Here is a 19181-nt window from a genome sequence, read left to right on the forward strand (position 1 = left end):
TCGGTCTCGGGCGAATGGCCCGAAGGTTCCGAGGAGGCTCCATGCACCGTCCCCTGCCCACCAAGCGCACGCTCGCCTTCGTCCTGGCCGGGACGGTGGTCGGCGCCGCGATCGCGCTGGGCGGGCCGGCCCTGGCGGACGGTCGGGCGCCGGGCGGCAGCCACCGCACGAACCGGGCCGCCCCGCCGCCGGAGCTCATCATCGACGCCCCGACCAGCGGGAAGGTCGGCGAGGGGGCGCAGGCGCTCGGCAACGCTTTCGGCAGTCAGGTCACCATCAAGGCGGCGAAGGACGAGAGCGTGATCGGCACGGCCTACTCCGCCTGCGTCACGGAGGAGATCGGCACCGAGCAGGACCAGGTGTTCTGCACCATCGTCCTCAAGTTCAAGGACGAGAACCAGATCGCACTGTCCGCCGTGGTGCCCGTCCCGCACGAGGGGGTCAAGGCCCAGACGTTCGACGCCGTCGTCACCGGCGGCTCCTTCGTCTACGAGGGCATCTCCGGTAGCGCCCACTTCGAAGTCCGCAAGGAAGGCGGCGGCTACGACCTGACCTTCAGCGGCTGACCCTCCCGCGACACGGTGCCCCGGCCCAGAGCGGGCCGGGGCACCGGTCAGTGCACGGTGAGAGCGCTCGAGAGCGGCAACTCCCCGGCGGAGGAACCGACCAGCACCGTGTAGGCGCCCGGCTCGGTGGCCCAGGAACCGTCGGCGACCGACCAGTGCTGCACGGCGCGGGCCGCCACCGGCACCGCCAGCTCGACCCGTTCGCCCGGTGCGGCCGTCACGGCCGCGAAGCCGGCCAGCCAGCGGACTGGGCGGCCCACCGCGCTGTCGGGCCTGGCCAGGTAGAGCTGCACCACCTCGCGGGAGGTGCGGGCGCCGGTGTTGCGCACCGTGACCCGGGCGGTGAACGGCTCGCCGGGCCGGACCTGTTGGGGCAGCTCCAGCCCGAGGTACTCCCAGTTGCCGTACCCGAGGCCGTGGCCGAACCAGTAGGCCGGCTCGGCCCCGGCCCGCAGCCAGCCCCGGTGGCCGACGTCCAGGCCCTCCCGGTAGTCGAGCACCCCGTCGACCGGCCGGGTGTCGAGCACCGGGACGTCCGCCTCGGTGCCCGGCCAGGTGGTGGGCAGCCGCCCGCCGGGCTCGGCCCGGCCGAACAGCAGCTCGGCCAGCGCGTCGCCGCCCTCCTGCCCGGGGAACCAACTCAGCAGCACGGCGGGGACCTGCTCGCGCCAGGGCAGCAGCACCGGGCCACCGGAGTTGACCACCACCACGGTGGCGGGGTTCACGGCGGCCACCGCCGACACCAACGCGTCCTGCTCGCCGGGCAGTCGGAGGTCGGGGCGGTCGAAGCCCTCGGACTCGTACTCGGTCGTGGTGCCCACCACGACCACCACCGCGTCGGCGTCCCTGGCCAGTTCGACCGCCGCCGCCAGCTCCGGGCCACCGGGCGGGTCGGCGGCCAGGCTGAGCGCCCGGCCGTGCGCCGCCTCGACCGTGCGGCGGGCCAGCAGGGTGACCTCGCCGCCCGCCGGCAGCTCCAACTCCACCTGTCGGTACGACGGGGAGACGTGCAGGTAGGTCGGGTCGTCGGACTCGGGGACGACGTACTCGTCCACCAGGACGCGGTCGTCGGCCCGCAGCAGGATCTGCCCGAGGCCGATCACGCCGAGCCGCCAGTGGCCGCCGACCGGCGGGCGGAACACCGCGCTGACCTCGACCGTCTCGGCCGTGGTCAGATCGGTGCCCACCGAGGGTTCGAGCACCCGGCCGCTGAGCCGGTGCTCGGTGTGGAGCTCGCCGTCCTCGGCGTCCAAGTAGCGCACCAGCAGGCCCGGTTCGCCGGTGCGGGGGTTGCGACAGTCGGCCGCCTCCAGCGGGGTGGGGCGGGTGCCGGTGCGGACGCCCGGCAGGTGGAGCAGCTCCACGTCGGGCGGCAGCGCGGCGCGCAGTCCGGCCAGCGGGGAGACGGTGGCGACCGGGAACACCTCGGCGCTGCCGCCGCCCTGGGCCCGCGCGGTGGCGGCGTTCGGGCCGAGCACCGCGATCCGGCGCAGCCGGGCCGGGTCCAGCGGGAGCAGCCCGCCCTGGTTGCGGAGCAGCACCGACCCGGCACCGGCCGCCCGTCGGAGCAGGCCCCGGACGGCGGGGTCGGTCGGGGTGGGCCGGGGTGCGGGCGAGGGGTCGAACGCGCCGACCCGGTGGGCGAGTCGGAGGTAGCGGCGGACCTTGTCGTCGATCACCGACTCCGGGATCAGGCCCGCCTCCACGGCGGTGACCAGGCGTTCGCCCCAGTGCTCGTTCGGCCCGGGCATGGCGAGGTCGATCCCGGCCGCCCCGGGGCCCTCGGTGGAGCGCACCGCACCCCAGTCGGAGACCACCAGGCCGTCGAACCCCCAGGCGCCCTTGAGCGGTTCGGTGAGCAGCGGACTCTCGCTCATCGACGCGCCGTTGACCCGGTTGTAGGCGGACATCACCGCCCACACCCCGGCCTCGACCACCGCCTCGAACGGGGCCAGGTAGACCTCGTGCAGGGTCCGCTCGTCCACCCGCGCGTCCAGGGTGAGGCGTTCGGTCTCGGAGTCGTTGGCGACGTAGTGCTTGGCGGTGGCCGCCACCCCGCCGCTCTGCACGCCCCGGACGTAGGCGGCGCCGATCCGGCCGGTGAGCAGCGGGTCCTCGGAGAAGCACTCGAAGTGCCGCCCGCCGAGCGGGGAGCGGTGCAGGTTGAGGGTGGGGGCGAGCAGCAGGTGGACGCCCTTGCGGGTGGCCTCGGCGGCCAGCAGCGCGCCGAGCTCCGCCACCAGCCGCTCGTCCCAACTGGCCGCCAGCGACGTGGCGGAGGGCAGCAGCAGCGCGGTGTCGGTCTCGTCCCAGCGCTCGCCCCGGACGCCCACCGGGCCGTCCGAGGTGACCACCGGGCCGAGGCCGAGGTCGGGTTCGGCGCTGGTCCGGAAGGTGCCGCCGCCGGAGATCAGGCGGACCTTCTGCTTGAGGTCGAGGCTGGCGACCAGGCGGTCGATGGCGGTCATCCCTTCATGGCTCCCTGCATGATCCCGTCGATGATGTGACGGCCCATCACCAGGAAGGCCGCGATGACGGGGAGGCTGGCGACCAGGGCACCGGTCAGGACGAGGGAGTAGTCCCGCAGGTAGCCGCTGGCGAGTTCGGAGAGGGTGAGCTGGATGGTCGGGTTCTGCTGGGTCATCACGACCGTCGGCCAGTAGAAGTCGTTCCAGGTGGCCATGAAGGTCAGCATGCCGAGCACCGCCATCGCGGGCCGGGCGGCGGGCAGCACCACGTGCCGGTAGAGGCCGAAGGTGCGGCAGCCGTCGATCCGGGCGGCGTCGAGCAGTTCGTCGGGGACGGCGCCGAGCAGGTACTGCCGCATGAAGAACAGCCCGAAGGCGTTGGCGACGGCCGGGACGATCAGGGCCTGGAGGTGGTCGGCCCAGTGGAACCAGTTGGCCATCATGACGTAGAGCGGGATGATGCCGAGCTGGGTCGGCACCATCATGGTCGCCACCACGGCGGCCAGCAGCGGACTGCGGCCGGGGAAGCGGAGTTTGGCGAAGGCGAAGCCGGCCAGCGTGGAGGTGAGCACCACGCAGACGGTCACGGTGCCGGAGACGATCAGCGAGTTGGCCAGGGCCAGGCCCATGTCGGTCTGCTCGAAGGCCCGGCCGATGTTGCGGAACAGGTTGCCGCCGGGCAGCAGCACCGGGGGCACCGAGTTGATCTCGGTGTTGCTCCGGGAGGCGCCGACCACGGTCCAGTACAGCGGGAAGACCGAGAGCAGCACCGCGACGCCGAGGACGGCGTACACCCAGGCCCCGGCGCCGAGTTGGCGGTTTCGGGCGGCGCGGATCATTCGGCGTCGACCCCTTTCAGGCGGCGGGCGGCGAGCAGGTTGACGGTGACGATCACCACGATCAGCAGGAACATCGCCCAGGAGACGGCGGCACCGTAGCCGTACTTGAAGCGGCCCCAGAACTGGCTGTAGGAGTACAGCGCCAGGGTCTGGAACTGGTGCTGCGAGCCGCCGCTGGTCGGGTCCTGCTGCTGGCTGAACAGCATCGGCTCGCCGAACAGCTGGAGCGCCCCGATGGTGGAGACGATCACGGTGAAGAGGATGGTGGGCCGCAGCATCGGGACGGTGATCGAGCGGAACTGCCGCCAGCGGCTCGCCCCGTCGAGGGCGGCGGCCTCGTAGAGCTCGTACGGCACCGACTGCATGGCGGCCAGGTAGATCAGCGCGTTGTAGCCCGTCCAGCGCCAGGTCACGATGGTGGCGATGGCCGCCCAGGAGGACAGGGTGCCGGCCTGCCAGTCGATCCGGTCCACGCCGAACGCCCCGAGCACCCAGTTGACCAGGCCGAAGTCGCGGCCGAAGAGCTGGACGAAGATCAGCGTGACGGCGGCCACCGAGGTGACGTTCGGCAGCAGGACGCCGAGCCGGAGCAGGGTGCGGCCGCGCAGCCGGTGGTTCAGCAGGTGGGCCAGGCCGAGCGCGAAGAGCAGTTGCGGGACGGTGGCGAGCACGCCGATGCCCAGGGTGTTCCACAGCGCGTTGCGGAAGAACGGGTCCTCCAGCAGCTTCCGGTAGTTCTCCAGGCCCACCCACCGGCCCTCGCTGCCCGGCACGTCCGCCCGCCACCCGGTGAGCGAGACGTAGCCGGTGTAGAGCAGCGGGAAGAGGCCGAAGACGGCGAAGACCAGGAAGAACGGGGCGATGTAGAGGTAGGGCGGGACCACCCGGTCGAGGTGGCGGGCCGGTCTCGCCCGGGCGGCGCGCACGGGCCGGGCCGCGGTGGCCGGTACTGCCATGGATCCGGACTCCTGACGGTGCTGGGCGGTACCGGCACCGGTGTCAGGGCCGGTGCCGGTACCGCGGTACGGGGGGAGGTGACGCGAGGTCAGCCGGTGATGTTGGCGATGTCGGCCAGGGCCTTCTTCCAGGCCCCGGCGGTGTCGGTCTTGCCCTGCTCGACGGAGGTCAGCGCGTTGCCCAGGGCGGTGCCGATCTCGGCGCCGTGGGCACCGAGCGGCTGCGGCTTCAGGTCCTTGGCGGACTGCGAGAAGATCTTGCCGGTGGGTGCGTCGTTGAACAGCGGGTCGGTGTGCCCGGCGATCTCCGGCTGGCTCCAGAGGGCCTGGTCGGAGGGGAAGTAGCCCTTCTCCTTGAACAGCCAGGACTCCTGCTCGGGCGCGGTCAGCCACTTGGCCAGCTCGACGGCCGCGTTCGCGTGCTTGCTCTGCTTGGGCACGGTCAGGTACGAACCGCCCCAGTTGCCGCCACCGCCGGGGATCCGGGCGATGTCCCACTTCCCGCCGTCGGCGGGCGGGTTGGCCTTGAACTCGTAGCTCATCCAGGCCGGGCAGGCCACGGTGGCGAACTGGCTCTGCTGGAAGCCGGTGTCCCAGGCGGGGGTGAACGCCTGGATACCGGCCGACTGGCCGTCCTGGACGGCGGCGGCCACCGAGTCGAAGGCGGCCTTCACAGCCGGGTTGGTCTCCACCACGGGCTTGCCGGACGCGTCGTAGAACCCGACCGGCGCCTGCGCGACCACGGCGCTGAACAGGTTGCCCGCGCTGTCGAACCAACGGACCTTCTTGTTCGGGCTGTTGGCGAGGAACTGCTTGCCGGCGGCGGTGTACGCGGGCCAGTCGGTCATCAGCGCGGCGACCTGCTCGCGGTCGGTGGGCAGCCCGGCCGCCCGGAACAGGTCGGTGCGGTAGCAGAGCGCCATGCCGCCCATGTCGGTGCCGAGGCCGAACAGCGCGGAGCCGTCCTGGCTGGAGGCGGGCGCGGTCTTGGACGGCACCCACTGCTCGCGGTTCACGCCGTGCGAGAGGAAGTTGACGAACCTGTCGGCCTGCGGCTGGAAGCCGGCCACCTGGCCGATCTCGATGCCCTCGACGTCGGCTGCGCCGGAGCCGGCCAGCAGGTGGGCCCGGAGGTTCTGGTGGTGGGCGCCGAGATCGGCCCGGTTCTCCTTGATGGTGATGTTCGGGTGCAGCTCCTGGTAGCGCTGGTACAGGTCGGCGTACCCGAAGTCGGAGAACAGGTTCACGGTCAGGGTGATCTTGGCGTCCGGGTCGTCCGAGGCCGAACCGCCGCTGCTGGAACAGCCGGTGGCGATCAGCGGCAGGGTGAGTGCGAGGGCGGCGGCCAGGCGGCGGGGTCTGGCGGTGCGGCTGGGCATGGGTGGATCTCCTGGGTGACGGCCGGGCGGGGCACGGCGGTGGAGGGATGCGTCGGCCGGGGCACGGGCAGGCGGACCGGATCAGCGGGAGAGCGCTCTCCCATGGGGCTGGAGCCTGGACCCAGCCGAGAGGGAAGTCAAGGGGGTCGGTCGAAGTCGGCGTCAGGCACCGGGTGCGACAAGGTGCTTGACACAACGGAAACACCCGCGCAACCATCTCAACGCCAGGAGAGCGCTCTCCCAGAGCGGACGCCCGACCCAGCCCTGCCGACGCCCGCCACCCCTCGGGCCGGCGGCAGGCGCGGTCCGGGTGCCCCCCTTCCGCACTGCTCACCTTGGAGATTCCTGCCATGTCCAACTCCACTGTCCAGCAATCAACTTCGCCACCGATCCGGTGGCGCTCGGTGGCCGGCCCGGTCGCGCTGGCGCTGATCGCCGCGCTGCTGATGCTGTTCCCGACCACGGCGGCCCAGGCCGCACCCGCCCTGCTCTCCCAGGGCAAGACCGTGACGGCCTCCTCGGAGGAGAACTACGGCACGGCGGCGGCCAACGCGGTGGACGGCAACGCCGGGACGCGCTGGTCGAGTTCGAACTCCGACCCGCAGTGGATCCAGGTCGACCTGGGCGCCGCGGCCACCGTCAGCCAGGTGGCGCTCCAGTGGGAGTCGGCGTACGGGAAGGCGTACCAGATCCAGCTGTCCACCGACGGCAGCACCTGGACCACGGCGTACTCGACCACCACCGGCGCCGGTGGCACCGAGACGCCGGCCGTGGCCGGGACCGCACGGTACGTCCGGATGAACGGGACGGTGCGCGGCACCGGATACGGCTACTCGCTCTGGGAGTTCCAGGTCTTCGGGACGGCCGGCGGTGGCAGCGGTTGTGGGACCGCGAACGCCGCGCAGGGCAAGGCCGCGACGGCCTCCTCGGAGGAGAACTACGGCACGGCGGCGGCCAACGCGGTGGACGGCAACGCCGGGACGCGCTGGTCGAGTTCGAACTCCGACCCGCAGTGGATCCAGGTCGACCTGGGTTCGGCCCAGCCGGTCTGCCAGGTGGTGCTGCAGTGGGAGTCGGCGTACGGGAAGGCGTACCAGGTCCAGCTGTCCACGGACGGAACGAGCTGGAGCACGGCGTACTCGACGACGACGGGTGCCGGTGGCACCGAGACGCTCACCGTCTCGGGGACCGCGCGGTACGTGCGGATGAACGGCACCGCAAGGGGGACCGGTTACGGCTACTCGCTCTGGGAGTTCCAGGTCCGGACCGGCGCCGGCCCGAGTACGCCCCCGACCACTCCGCCGCCCACCACCCCGCCGCCGGGCAACTGGACCACGCTGTGGAACGAGGACTTCACCGGCGGGGCCGGAAGCGGCCCGTCGGCGGCCGACTGGATCGTCCAGACCGGTACCAACTACCCCGGCGGCCCGGCCAACTGGGGCACCGGTGAGGTGCAGACCGACACCAACGCGCCCGGCAACGTCTCGCTCGACGGCACCGGGAACCTCAACCTGACCGCGCTGCGCAACGGCACGGCCTGGACCTCCGGCCGGATCGAGAGCCGCCGCTCGGACTTCACCGCCCCCGCCGGCGGCCAGTTGCAGATCTCGACCACGGTCAAGCAGCCCAACCCGGCCAACGGACAGGGCTACTGGCCCTCGTTCCGGCTGATGGGCGCGGGTAACCGGGACAGCTTCACGGCCTGGCCCGGCGCGGGCGAGATCGACGTGCTGGAGAACGCGAACGGCCGCAGCCAGCTCTCCGCCACCCTGCACTGCGGCACCGCCCCCGGCGGCAACTGCAACGAGTACAACGGGATGACCAGCGGGCCGGCGAGCTGCACCGGCTGCCAGACCGGCTACCACACCTACTCCGCGATCATCGACCGGAGCGTCACCGACGAGGAGATCCGCTGGTACCTGGACGGCCGGCAGGTCTGGCGGGTCAAGGAGTCCCAGGTGGGCGTGACCACCTGGCGCAACGCCGTGCAGCACGGCTTCTACCTGGTCTTCAACCTCGGGATCGGCGGCGGCTTCCCGAACGCGGTCTGCGGCTGCACCTCGCCCGGCGCCGACACCTCCTCCGGCGGTGCGCTGAGCATCGACAAGGTGACCGTCTCGCAGACCACCGGCACCGCCCCGGCCCCGCTGACCGACCCGCCGGTGCCCACCGGCGCCTCCACCGTCAAGGTGACGGGCGGTCAGGGGAACTGGCAGCTGACCGTCAACGGCGCGCCGTACCAGGTCAAGGGCATCACCTGGGGCCCCGCCAACAGCGCGGCGGACGCCTACGTCCGGGACCTGAAGTCGATGGGCGTCAACACCCTGCGCACCTGGGGCACCGACGCGGGCAGCAAGCCGCTGCTGGACACCGCCGCCGCGCACGGCCTGAAGGTGGTGAACGGCTTCTGGCTCAACCAGGGCGCCGACTACGTCAACGACACCGCGTACAAGACGACGACGCTGGACCAGATCAAGCAGTGGGTGACCACCTACAAGAGCCACCCGGGCGTGCTGATGTGGGACGTCGGCAACGAGGTGCTGCTGACCACCCAGGACCACACCTACAACGCCACCACGGTCGAGCAGCAGCGGGTCGCCTACGCCAAGTACGTCGAGGAGATCACCAAGGCGATCCACGCGATCGACACCGACCACCCGGTCACCTCCACCGACGCCTGGACCGGCGCGTGGAAGTACTACAAGGACCACACGCCCAGCCTGGACCTGCTCGCGGTGAACTCCTACGGCTCGGTCTGCAACGTCAAGTCCGACTGGATCAGCGGGGGTTACACCAAGCCGTACATCATCACCGAGTCCGGCGAACCCGGTGAGTGGGAGGTCCCGAACGACGCCAACGGCGTGCCCACCGAGCCCAGCGACATCGCGAAGCGGGACGCCTACCTGGCCAACTGGGCCTGCATCAGCGGCCACACCGGGGTCTCGCTCGGGGCCACGGTGTTCCACTACGGCACCGAGAACGACTTCGGCGGGGTCTGGTACAACACCGTGCCGAGCGGCTGGAAGCGGCTCAGCTACTACTCGGTGGCGAGCGGCTACGGCGGGAACCCGGGCGGCAACCGGCCGCCGGTGATCTCCGACCTGTCGCTGAGCAACACCGCCACCGTGCCGGCCGGCGGCACGTTCACCGTCGCGGCCAACGCCACCGACCCGGACGGTGACCTGATCCGGTACCAACTCCTGTACTGCGCCAAGTACCTGGGCGGCGGCACCGGCTTCCAGCAGGTCGGCTTCACGCAGACCGCCGACGGCCGGTTCACCGTCACCGCACCCAAGACGCTCGGCGTCTGGAAGGTCTACGTCTACGCGTACGACGGCCACGGCAACGTCGGCATCGAGACCAAGTCGTTCAAGGTGGTCGCCCCGCCGGTGAGCGGGACCGATGTCGCGCTCGGCAAACCGACCACCGCCTCCACTTACCAGGCGGTCGGCAACGGCGCGCCCTACCTGCCCTCGTACGCCACGGACGGCAACTGGGGCAGCCGGTGGGCCAGCGAGTGGGCCGACGGCCAGTGGCTCCAGGTCGACCTGGGCCAGGTCACCGACCTGCGGCACGTGCAGCTGGGTTGGGAGGCCGCCTACGGCAAGGCGTACCAGGTGCAGAGCTCGAACGACGGCACCAACTGGAGCACGCTCTGGTCCACCGTCAACGGGAGCGGCGGCGTGGACGACTTCGACGTCACCGGCTCGGGCCGCTACGTGCGGCTGAACATCACCCAGCGGGGCACCGCGTACGGCAACTCGCTCTACGAGTTCGCCGTCTACTCCTGAGCTCCGCGGGCCACCGAACTCCCGGGGCCGGTCCTCGACTCCGGCCCCGGGCGATCCCCCCACCCGCTTCGTTTGACCTGGAGGGTCAGATGAGAACTCGTTACCACCCCCGAGGCAGACCACGCCGGACGGCGTTGCTGGCCTCGCTCGCCATCCTGCTCTCGCTGCTCGGTCTGGGCAGCGCCACCCAGCAGGCGACCGCCGCGGACAGCCTGATCTCGCAGTCCCGGCCGGTGGTCGCCTCCTCGATCGAGACCACCGCGACCCCGGGCGGAGCGGTCGTCGACGGCGACGGCTCCACCCGCTGGGCCAGCGAGTGGAGCGACCCGCAGTGGATCCGGATCGACCTGGGCGGCAACGCCTCGATCAGCCGGGTCGAGCTGCAGTGGGAGGTCGCGTACGCCGGCGGTTACCGGCTGGAGGTGTCCCCGGACGCCGTCAACTGGAGCACGGTGTACTCGACCGCCAACGCGACCGGCGGCAACCAGACCGTGAACCTGGCGGCGACCGGCCGGTACATCCGGCTGTTCGGCACCGCCCGGGCCACCGGGTACGGCTACTCGCTGTACGAGTTCAAGGTGTTCGGCTCGGTCCAACTCGGCACCACGGGATACGTGTTGGCGAATCCGCAGGTGACCGGTGTGAGCCCGTCGACCAAGGTGCCGCCGAACACCTACTTCCACGAGTTCCAGGCGAACTGCTCGGTGACCAGGAACCTGCCGGACGACCCGATCGTCTTCCCGGGCCAGGCCGGCGCCTCGCACATGCACACCTTCCTGGGCAGCACCGTGACGGACGCCAACTCCACGCTGGCCTCGCTGCAGGCGGGTTCGACCTCCTGCGTGGCGCCGGGGGACAAGTCCGGCTACTGGATGCCGACCATGTACAACGGCAGCACGCCGGTGCAGCCGGTCGGTCCGCAGGTGATCTACTACAAGACCGGCGTGATCGACTACACCAGTGTGCGGCCGTTCCCGCCGGGCCTGCGGTTCGTGGTGGGCAGCCCCACCGCGTCCGCGACCGAGTTCGCCACCAACCCGGGTTACGTGGCGGGCTGGGAGTGCGGGGACAGTTACCGCAACATCGACCTGCCGGTCAGCTGCCCGGCCGGGACCCAGATCAACCTGCGCTACCAGGCACCGAGTTGCTGGAACGGTCTGTACCTGGACACGCCGGACCACAAGAGTCACATGGCCTACCCGATCAACGGCATCTGCCCCACCTCGCACCCGGTGGCGCTGCCGATGATCGAGTTCAAGATGGCCTTCCCGGCCGGCAGCGGTGACCTCAGCCAGCTGCACCTGTCGAGCGGACGGGGCTTCTCCTTCCACTACGACTTCTTCAACGCCTGGGACGTGCCCACGCTGGCCGCCCTGGTGAACCACTGCGTCATCGGTGGTCTCCAGTGCGACGCGCGCGGCTACGACGAGACCCAGCCCGGTCGGGGCGCCGCGCTGAACGCGCAGTACCAGCTGCCCTGACCGACCCGCTCCGGCGCCGCGCCGGTGACCGTCCGTGGGTCACCGGCGCGGCATCGTCCTTCTGTCGCAAGGGAGTTCCGATGAAGAACCGGTCCGTCGGATGGCTGCTGATCGGGCTGGTCCTGACCGGTTGCGGCGGGACGCCGGCCGCTCCGCCGTCGTCGCCGTCCCGGTCGGCGCCCGCCCTGGCGCAGGGGCCCTCCGACGAGGCCAGGCTGGTCTGCACGGGGCGGACCGCCGAACACATCTCCGGCGCGCTCGGGATCGCCGCGCGCAGCCCGCTGCAGCCGACCTGGACCGAGGGTGTCTACGCCTGCGACTACGTCTACCCCGACGGTTCGACCATGCGACTGGCCGTCAAGGACCTGCCCGACGCGGCCGCGACCACCGCGTACTTCGAGGCCAAGCGGGTGGTGGCGGGCGAGGTGACGCCGCTGGAGGGCATGGGGGAGGGCGCCTTCGCCCGGGCGGACGGCTCGGTGGTGGTGCGCAAGGACGACAACGTGCTGGTGGTCGACGTGACCGCGCTGCCGGCCGCCTTCGGTGCGCCGCCGCGCTCGCGGGCGAACGTCGCGCGGACCGTCGCCACCACCGTGCTGATCTGCTGGGTGGAGTACTGAGGTGAGTTCGGAGAGCAATGGGAGAGCGCTCTCTCGGCGTGCTATAAACGACCCCATGAGCAGAGCCCTACCCTCGGCGGCCGATCGCAGGACGGCCACCCTGGAGGACGTCGCCCGGGTCGCGGGCGTCTCCCGCGCCACCGTCTCCCGGGTGGTCAACGGTGTCCGCAACGTCGACCCGGACCTCCAGCAGACCGTCCGGGACGCGGTCGCCGCCACCGGGTACGTGCCGAACGGCGCGGCCCGCTCGCTGGTCACCCGCCGGGCGGGCGCCGTCGCCCTGGTGGTCTCGGGCACCGGGGCCGCGGTGGACGACGAGGAGTCGACCCGCAGTCAGGTCTTCACCGACCCGTTCTTCGGCCGGGTGGTGAGCGGGGTGTTCAGCGCACTCCGCCCGCTCGGTGTGCACCCCGTGCTGATGCTCGCCGACGACACCGCCGCCCGGGAGCAGGTGCTCGGCTACCTGCGCCAGGGCAACGCCGACGGCGCGCTGGTGGTCTCCACCCACGCCGAGGACCCGCTGCCCGCCCTGCTGCTCGCGGCCGGCCTGCCCACCGTGCTGTTCGGCCGCCCGGCCGAGCCGCTGCCGCTCAGCTGCGTGGACGTGGCCAACCGGGACGGCGGCCGACTGGCCGCCGAGCACCTGGCGGGCCGGGGCAGCCGACTGCCCGTCACCATCGCGGGCCCGGCCGAGGTCCCGGCCGGGCGGGACCGCCTGGCCGGCTTCCGGGACGAGATGGCCCGCCGCGGCCACCCGTACGTACCGTCCGCCGAGGGCAACTTCACCCAGCTCGGCGGCGAACAGGCGATGATCCGGCTGCTGGCCGAACACCCGGACCTGGACGGGGTGTTCGCCGCCAACGACCTGATGGCCCGGGGTGCACTCGCGGTGCTCGCCGACCAGGGCCGCCGGGTGCCGGAGGACGTCGCGGTGGTCGGCTTCGACGACAGCAGCGCCGCCACCGTGGGCCGCCCGCTGCTCACCACGATCCGGCAGCCGGTCGAGGAGATGGCCGCCGAGATGACCCGGATCCTGCTCTCCCAGCTGGCCGAGCCGACGGCCAGGGCCACTTCGGTGCTGTTCGAGCCGGTGCTGGTGCTGCGCGGCTCCGCCTGAGAGGGGGTGGCGCGCTCCGGCGTGCGCTCGCGCCGGTGGGTCTGCCGGGTGGCCGGAGCAGGGCGGGTGCGGACGTACTGGTGGCAGTCATGTCACTCGACGTACGGGAGTTCTGCTCATGCGTATTGCCATTGCGGCCGGTGCGGCCCTGCTGATCTCGCTCGCCGGTGTCCCGCTCGCCGGGGCCGCCCAGGCCCAGGACCGGGACTGCCCCGAGTTCCGGACCCAGCCGGAGGCGCAGGCCGTCTTCAACATGGATCGCTCCGACCCGAACCGGCTGGACGCCGACAACGACGGGATCGCCTGCGAGAACCTGCCGGCCGGCTTGCCGGGCGCCACCGTCACCCCGGCCCCGGGTGCGGTGGCCACTCCCGCCCCGAGTCCCGCCGCCACTCCCGCGCCGCTGGTCCCGCCCGCTCCGGCGCCGCACGGCGCGGTGGCGGCGGGAGCCGGTCCGGCCGAGGGCGGCAGCACCCCCGTCGCGCTCTCGCTCGGCGCGGGTGCCGTGCTGGCGGCGGGCGGTGCAGTGGTGCTCCGGCGTCGTCAGGCCAAGCGGGAGAACTGACCGCGCATCGGCCCGGGCCGGGACGGCAGGCCGCCGTCCCGGCCCTCGCACGGAGGAGGGACGGATGGCCACGGCGGTCGGCGGCCGACGACGAGCCCGCCCGCGAGCACCCCGGCTGCTGCTCGGGTTGTCCGCCCTGCTGGCGGTCGGCGCCTGGCAGATCGGCCTGAGCGCGCCACCGGGCCCGGCCCCGCCGGCGGCGGCGCCACCCGTCGTTGCGTCGGCAACGCCGGACGGCGGCGGACTGGCCCGCGCCGTACCGGTGCGGGTCCGGATTCCGGCGCTCGGCATCGACACCCCGCTGGTGCCGCTGACCCTCGATCAGGACGGCGCACTGCGCCCGCCGGACCCGAACGGCCCCGATCTGGTGGGCTGGTACGCGGCGGGCACCAGCCCGGGCGAGACCGGTACCGCGCTGATCACCGGGCATGTGGACACCGCGCGTGGCCCGGCGGCGTTCTTCGGTCTGTCCACCCTGACCGCCGGTCAGCAGGTCGAGGTGGCAAGGGCCGACGGCTCCACCGTCCGCTTCACGGTGGACGCGGTGGTGAACCATCCCAAGAGCGACTTCCCCGAACAGCGGGTCTACGCCGCCGCCCCGCGTCCCGAGCTGCGCCTGATCACCTGCGGCGGCCGCTACGACCGGGCGCACGGCGGCTACCAGGAGAACACCGTGGTGTACGCCCACCTCGTCGGGTCTCAACCGGAGGTCCGGTGAGCCGAGTTGCCACCGCCCGAGCGAGGCGCGCGCCCCGGAGTGCACTCGACCGCGCCGGGTGCCGGACGGGGTGTCCGGGCCCGCAGTCCGGCGTCGTGGTGGTCAGGCGGAAAGAATGCGGTGCGTTGACGAAGCACCCTTGCGGTGCAGGGATCTCGATGCCGGAATCGCGCTGAGCAGATGATCGTCCGGTGAGCCCGGCGGCCCCGGTCCGAGCTCGGTGAATCGGCAACCACTTCTCGGACGGTGTGCAGCGGGCTTTTGATGCTCCTCTTCTGGTGGGAGCCGTTCCGGTTCTCGCCGAACTGGGTTCCGTGGCCGGGGTGTTGAGCCGTGCGGCGGTATCCGTCGTGATGTCAGGGGCCACTCGTGAACGTTCACCGCATCAGTGCCGTCGTCCTCACCGCCGCTCTCATGGTGGGTGGTACGGCGCTCACCACGGCGCCGTCCAGCGCCGCCGCTGCCGATCCGGTCGCCTGTGCCGCGTCCACCACCGGTGCGGCCACCGCCGCCACGAACGCGGCCACCGCCGCCGAGGTGGCCAAGACGGATGCGGCGAGCTCCGCCGCCGCCGTCAAGACGCTGTCCGCCGCGATCGCCGCAGGCGACCCCGCTCCCGCCGTCGCGGCTGCGGCCACCACGGCGGTCGCCACCGCCGACGCCGCGGTCACCTCGGCCGTGGCGAGCGCGGCGGCCACCACCACCGCTGTGGACGCCACGGCTGCCGCCGTCACCGCCTGCGCGGTCTAGCCGCCCTGCGGGCCCGACTCCGTCCACTTCCCGAAAGGAACGTCATGCGACGCACCCGTACCTTCCCGGTCCTCGCCGGTTCCGTCCTGCTGGCCACCGGGGCAGCGATCCTGGTGCCGACGGCGGCCCAGGCGGCCGTGGCCTGCAACGAGAGCGCGTTGGTGGCCGCGGTCACCACCGCCAACCTCGCCGGCGGGGGAAACATCGTCCTCTCGACCGGCTGCACGTACACCATCACCACGTCCCACGGCAGTGACGCCGACGGGCCCGACGCGCTGCCGGTCATCACCACCGCCGTCACCCTGACCGGCGACAACAACACCATCACCCGGTCGACGGCCCCGGGAACGCCCGCCTTCCGGATCGTCAAGGTGGCCGCCGGCGGCGGTCTCACGGTCAAGGGGAACGTCACCCTCAGCCACGGCAGCGCCGCCACCGACGGCGGTGGCATCCTCAACCGCGGTGCGGTGACCCTCACCGCCAGTGCCCTCACCGGCAACAGTGCGACGGGGCGCGGCGGCGGTCTCGCCAACGCCGACATCGCGGCGCCGGCCCTGGGGGCGACGGCGACGTTCACCAGCAGCAGCGTCTCCGGCAACAACGCCGGTGGCCGGGGCGGCGGCATCTACAACGGTCTGCGCGGCTCGCTCACCACCACCAGCAGCTCGCTGGTCGGGGCGAACACCTCCGGCGCGCAGGGCGGTGGCATCGCCGCCGTCGACTCCACCGCGACCACCCTGACCAGCACCCAGGTGAGCGCCAACGGCGCGACCGCCGCCGGTGGCATCTACCGTCAGAACGGCACGATGACCCTCACCACCTCGCCGGTCAGCGGCAACACGCCGAACAACTGCGTCACCAGCTCGCCCGCTGTCCCCGGCTGCGTCGGCTGATCCCGCCGGGCGGGTCCGGGCCACCGAACAGGCCGACGGACCGCCACGGCGCCCGTACCAGGGTGTCCGTGGCGGTCCGTCGGCCTGTTCGCCGGGTTCAGGCGGGGTGGGCCGCCGTGAAGGCGGCCGCGTCCCAGCTGCCGCCGAGGGCCGGGGCCAGGGCGGACTTGGCCAGGGCGGCGAAGTCGGGAGAGTGCGGGGCGCCGTGCGGGAGGGCGCCGAGCAGCGGGGCGCCGGCGGCGCGGGGGAGGTCGGTGAGGTTGCAGCGGGTGGCCAGGTCCGGGTCGGCGGGCCAACTGCCGATCACCACGCCGAGGGTGTCCAGGCCGCGGTGGCGCAGTGCCTCGGCGGTGAGCGCGGTGGTGTTGAGGGTGCCGAGCCCGGCGGAGGCCACCAGCAGGACCCGGACCGGGAGTCCGAGGGCGGCGGTGGCGAGCGCCTGGTCGGCCAGCGTGCGGCCGTCCTCGTCGTAGCGGACCAGCAGGCCGCCCGCGCCCTCGACCAGCACCAGCCGGTGGGCGGTGGCCAGTTCGGCCACGGCCTCGGCCGTCTGCTGCGGCCGCAGGGGCGGCAGGCCGGACCGCCGGGCGGCGGTGTCGGGGGCCAACGGCTCGGGGTAGCGGGCCAGTTCGCGGGTGGTGACGTGCGGACCCGCCAGCCGGGCGACCTCGTCGGCGTCGCCGGGCTCGGTCGCGGTGACGCCGGTCTGACCGGGCTTCAGGACGGCCACCGAGGCGGCCAAGGCGGCGACGGCCGCGGTGACGGCGGTCTTGCCGACCTCGGTGCCGGTGCCGGTGACGAACAGGACGGTGGCGGTCATCCGGCCACCGCCGCCGAGGCCACGGCCGTGGTGATCCGGGCCAGGTCGGCGTCGGAGGTGATGAACGGCGGCATGGTGTAGATCAGATCGCGGAACGGCCGGAGCCAGACGCCCTCCCGGGCGGCGGCCTCGGTGGCGGCCCGCAGGTCCACCGGATGGTCCAGCTGGACCACGCCGATCGCCCCGAGCACCCGGACATCGGCCACCCCGGGGAGTTCGGCCGCCTCGGCCAGCCCCTCGGTCAGTCCGGCCTCGATCCGCTTCACCTCGGTCCGCCAGTCCTGCCGGAGCAGCAGGTCGATCGAGGCGTTGGCGACGGCGGCGGCCAGCGGGTTGCCCATGAAGGTCGGCCCGTGCGCCAGCACCGGCAGTTCGCCCTGGCTGATGCCGTCGGCGACCCGGGCGGTGCACAGGGTGGCGGCCATCGTGAGGTAGCCGCCGGTGAGCGCCTTGCCCAGGCAGAGCACGTCGGGGGAGACGCCCGCGTGGTCGGCGGCGAAGAGTTCGCCGGTCCGGCCGAAGCCGGTGGCGATCTCGTCGAAGATCAGCAACACGCCGTGCCGGTCGCAGAGTTCGCGCAGCAGCCGGAGGTAGCCGGGGGAGTGGAAGCGCATGCCGCCCGCGCCCTGCACCACCGGCTCGACGATCACGGCGGCCAGCTCGTCGGCGTGCTCGGCGATCAGCGCGGCCAGCTGCTCGGCGTACGCCTGGTCCGGCTCGGCGCCGAAGCCGGCCGGGGGCTCGCCCGCGAACAGCTGACGCGGCAGCACCCCGCCCCAGAGCTGGTGCATCCCGCCCTCGGGGTCGCAGACCGACATCGGATGGAAGGTGTCGCCGTGGTAGCCGCCGCGCCAGGTGAGCAGCCGGCGCTTCTCCGGCCGTCCGGTGGACTGCCAGTACTGCAGGCACATCTTGATCGCGACCTCGACGGCCACCGAGCCCGAGTCGGCCAGGAACACGTGCCGGAGCGGTTCGGGGGTGATCTCCACCAGTTTGGCGGCGAGCCGGACGGCGGGTTCGTGGGTGAGCCCGCCGAACATCACGTGACTCATCCGGCCGAGCTGGTCCCGGACCGCCTCGTCCAGCACCGGGTGCCGGTAGCCGTGGATCGCGGCCCACCAGGAGGACATGCCGTCGATCAGCTCCCGGTGCCCGGCCACCGGCTCGGCGAGCCGGAGCCGGACGCCGGCGGCGGACTCCACCACGTACGGGGTGGAGGTGCCGGGCATCGGTGCGTACGGGTGCCAGACGTGCGCCCGGTCGAGGTCGAGGAGGGTGTTCACGGTGCGTCAGTTCCTAGACGAGTAGATCCGATGTGATTAGTGGTCGTAGGCGATCAGCGAGCGGGTGACCGGTGCGCCGATCAGGTCGTTGTGCCAGATGCCGGCGGCCATCGCGAGGACCCGCTGGGTCACCCGGACGGCAACGCCCTCGAAGGTCCGTCCGCCGTGTTGTTCCAGGTCAAGCTGCCCTTTGAGGGTGTCGTTGACCGACTCGATCAGCTGGCGGACCTTCTTGAGCATCGGCTCGCCGTACCGCTTCTTCTCACGCTTGAGTGACGGACGCAGGAGCTCGATGCCCTGCTCGGCGAGGTCCTTCTCGAACGGTTTGGAGGCGAAGCCCTTGTCCGTGATGAGCAGGATGCCCTCGCGTCCGGCGACCAGGTCGGCGTCGACTTCGAGCATTGCCGCCAGAACCTCGCGTTCGCCGATCTTCGGGTTGGCCAGTGCCCACATGATCGGCATCCCGGTAGGAGTGCACACCAGGTACAGGCGCAGGCCCCAGAAGAAGCGGGAGTGGGAGGCGCAGTAGCCGTAGCCGGCCCAGCCGGCCAGGTTGGATCGCTGGACGGTCGGGCGGGACATGCCGCAGGGCACCGGGGTCGAGTCGGCGATCCAGACCGTGTCGGTCCAGAAGTCGCTGTCCATGGCGAGTTCCCGGATCATGCGCTTGAGCAGTGGCAGTGCTGACTTCAACCGCTTGTTGTAGCCCGGCCGTTGGGGCAGGTAGGGGAACATGTCGGACAGGTTCTTGCGGGCGTAGCGCAGCCAGCGGGCTTCGGAGTGGTAGCCGAGCAGGGCCTGGGCGACCGCGAGACAGACGAGTTCGGAATCGCTGAGCAGGGGCGGTCGTCCCATCCATCGAGTTCCTCCGATCTCGTCGTCGATCTTCACGTAAAGTGCGGTCAAGAGGGTGTTCAGGTCGGTCGTCACAAACT

General features: G+C 72.2%; 16 protein-coding genes. 9 read left to right on the plus strand and 7 right to left on the minus strand.

Annotation, left to right across the window (positions count from 1 at the left end):
- Nucleotides 1–41: 41 nt before the first annotated feature.
- Nucleotides 42–566, plus strand: a complete 525-nt coding sequence (locus OHV05_RS32115) for a hypothetical protein (RefSeq protein WP_405020823.1) — start codon at nt 42–44, stop codon at nt 564–566.
- Nucleotides 567–613: 47 nt separating this feature from the next.
- On the opposite strand, the gene OHV05_RS32120 is transcribed toward OHV05_RS32115, so the two are convergent.
- The 4 genes from OHV05_RS32120 to OHV05_RS32135 form a co-directional block, all read right to left on the minus strand.
- Nucleotides 614–3034, minus strand: coding sequence for a glycoside hydrolase family 3 C-terminal domain-containing protein (locus tag OHV05_RS32120; protein WP_405020824.1), 2421 nt, complete (start codon nt 3032–3034; stop codon nt 614–616).
- A complete protein-coding gene (locus OHV05_RS32125; protein WP_405020825.1) occupies nt 3031–3873 on the minus strand; it encodes a carbohydrate ABC transporter permease in 843 nt (280 codons plus the stop codon). Before OHV05_RS32125 ends, OHV05_RS32120 begins: the two co-directional genes overlap by 4 nt.
- A complete protein-coding gene (locus tag OHV05_RS32130) occupies nt 3870–4829 on the minus strand; it encodes a carbohydrate ABC transporter permease (protein ID WP_405020826.1) in 960 nt (319 codons plus the stop codon). Before OHV05_RS32130 ends, OHV05_RS32125 begins: the two co-directional genes overlap by 4 nt.
- 89 nt (nt 4830–4918) lie before the next feature.
- Nucleotides 4919–6208, minus strand: a complete 1290-nt coding sequence (locus OHV05_RS32135) for an extracellular solute-binding protein (RefSeq protein ID WP_405020827.1) — start codon at nt 6206–6208, stop codon at nt 4919–4921.
- A 446-nt stretch (nt 6209–6654) separates the two neighbouring features.
- On the opposite strand from OHV05_RS32135, the gene OHV05_RS32140 reads away from it, so the two are divergent.
- The 8 genes from OHV05_RS32140 (at nt 6655) to OHV05_RS32175 (ending at nt 16143) form a co-directional block, all read left to right on the plus strand.
- Nucleotides 6655–9999 carry a discoidin domain-containing protein gene (locus OHV05_RS32140; RefSeq protein WP_405021591.1) on the plus strand — a complete coding sequence of 1115 codons (3345 nt, stop codon included), beginning with the start codon at nt 6655–6657 and terminating at the stop codon, nt 9997–9999.
- Nucleotides 10000–10088: 89 nt separating this feature from the next.
- Entirely contained in the window at nt 10089–11480 is a 1392-nt protein-coding gene (locus OHV05_RS32145; RefSeq protein WP_405020828.1) for a DUF1996 domain-containing protein, read from the plus strand.
- A gap of 80 nt (nt 11481–11560) precedes the next feature.
- A complete protein-coding gene (locus OHV05_RS32150; RefSeq protein WP_405020829.1) occupies nt 11561–12100 on the plus strand; it encodes a hypothetical protein in 540 nt (179 codons plus the stop codon).
- Nucleotides 12101–12155: 55 nt separating this feature from the next.
- Nucleotides 12156–13217 carry a LacI family DNA-binding transcriptional regulator gene (locus tag OHV05_RS32155; RefSeq protein WP_405020830.1) on the plus strand — a complete coding sequence of 354 codons (1062 nt, stop codon included), beginning with the start codon at nt 12156–12158 and terminating at the stop codon, nt 13215–13217.
- Between the two features lie 118 nt (nt 13218–13335).
- Complete coding sequence (locus tag OHV05_RS32160) at nt 13336–13782, plus strand: excalibur calcium-binding domain-containing protein (protein ID WP_405020831.1); 447 nt, start codon at nt 13336–13338, stop codon at nt 13780–13782.
- Nucleotides 13783–13846: 64 nt separating this feature from the next.
- Nucleotides 13847–14500 carry a class F sortase gene (locus tag OHV05_RS32165; RefSeq protein WP_405020832.1) on the plus strand — a complete coding sequence of 218 codons (654 nt, stop codon included), beginning with the start codon at nt 13847–13849 and terminating at the stop codon, nt 14498–14500.
- Nucleotides 14501–14869: 369 nt separating this feature from the next.
- Complete coding sequence (locus OHV05_RS32170) at nt 14870–15250, plus strand: hypothetical protein (RefSeq protein WP_405020833.1); 381 nt, start codon at nt 14870–14872, stop codon at nt 15248–15250.
- Nucleotides 15251–15294: 44 nt separating this feature from the next.
- On the plus strand, nt 15295–16143 hold the full coding sequence (locus OHV05_RS32175) for a hypothetical protein (protein ID WP_405020834.1): 849 nt from the start codon (nt 15295–15297) through the stop codon (nt 16141–16143).
- 97 nt (nt 16144–16240) lie between these two features.
- Here OHV05_RS32175 and bioD read toward each other — a convergent pair whose 3' ends face one another.
- From bioD to OHV05_RS32190, 3 genes are all read right to left on the minus strand, one after another.
- Nucleotides 16241–16963, minus strand: coding sequence for a dethiobiotin synthase (gene bioD / locus OHV05_RS32180; RefSeq protein ID WP_405020835.1), 723 nt, complete (start codon nt 16961–16963; stop codon nt 16241–16243).
- Complete coding sequence (locus tag OHV05_RS32185) at nt 16960–18192, minus strand: adenosylmethionine--8-amino-7-oxononanoate transaminase (protein ID WP_405021592.1); 1233 nt, start codon at nt 18190–18192, stop codon at nt 16960–16962. The genes bioD and OHV05_RS32185 overlap by 4 nt, the downstream gene beginning before the upstream one ends.
- Nucleotides 18193–18282: 90 nt before the next feature.
- Nucleotides 18283–19176, minus strand: a complete 894-nt coding sequence (locus tag OHV05_RS32190) for an IS982 family transposase (protein ID WP_405017805.1) — start codon at nt 19174–19176, stop codon at nt 18283–18285.
- Between the last annotated feature and the right edge of the window lie 5 nt (nt 19177–19181).

The organism is Kitasatospora sp. NBC_00070 (assembly GCF_045041205.1).
Taxonomy (GTDB): Bacteria; Actinomycetota; Actinomycetes; order Streptomycetales; family Streptomycetaceae; genus Kitasatospora.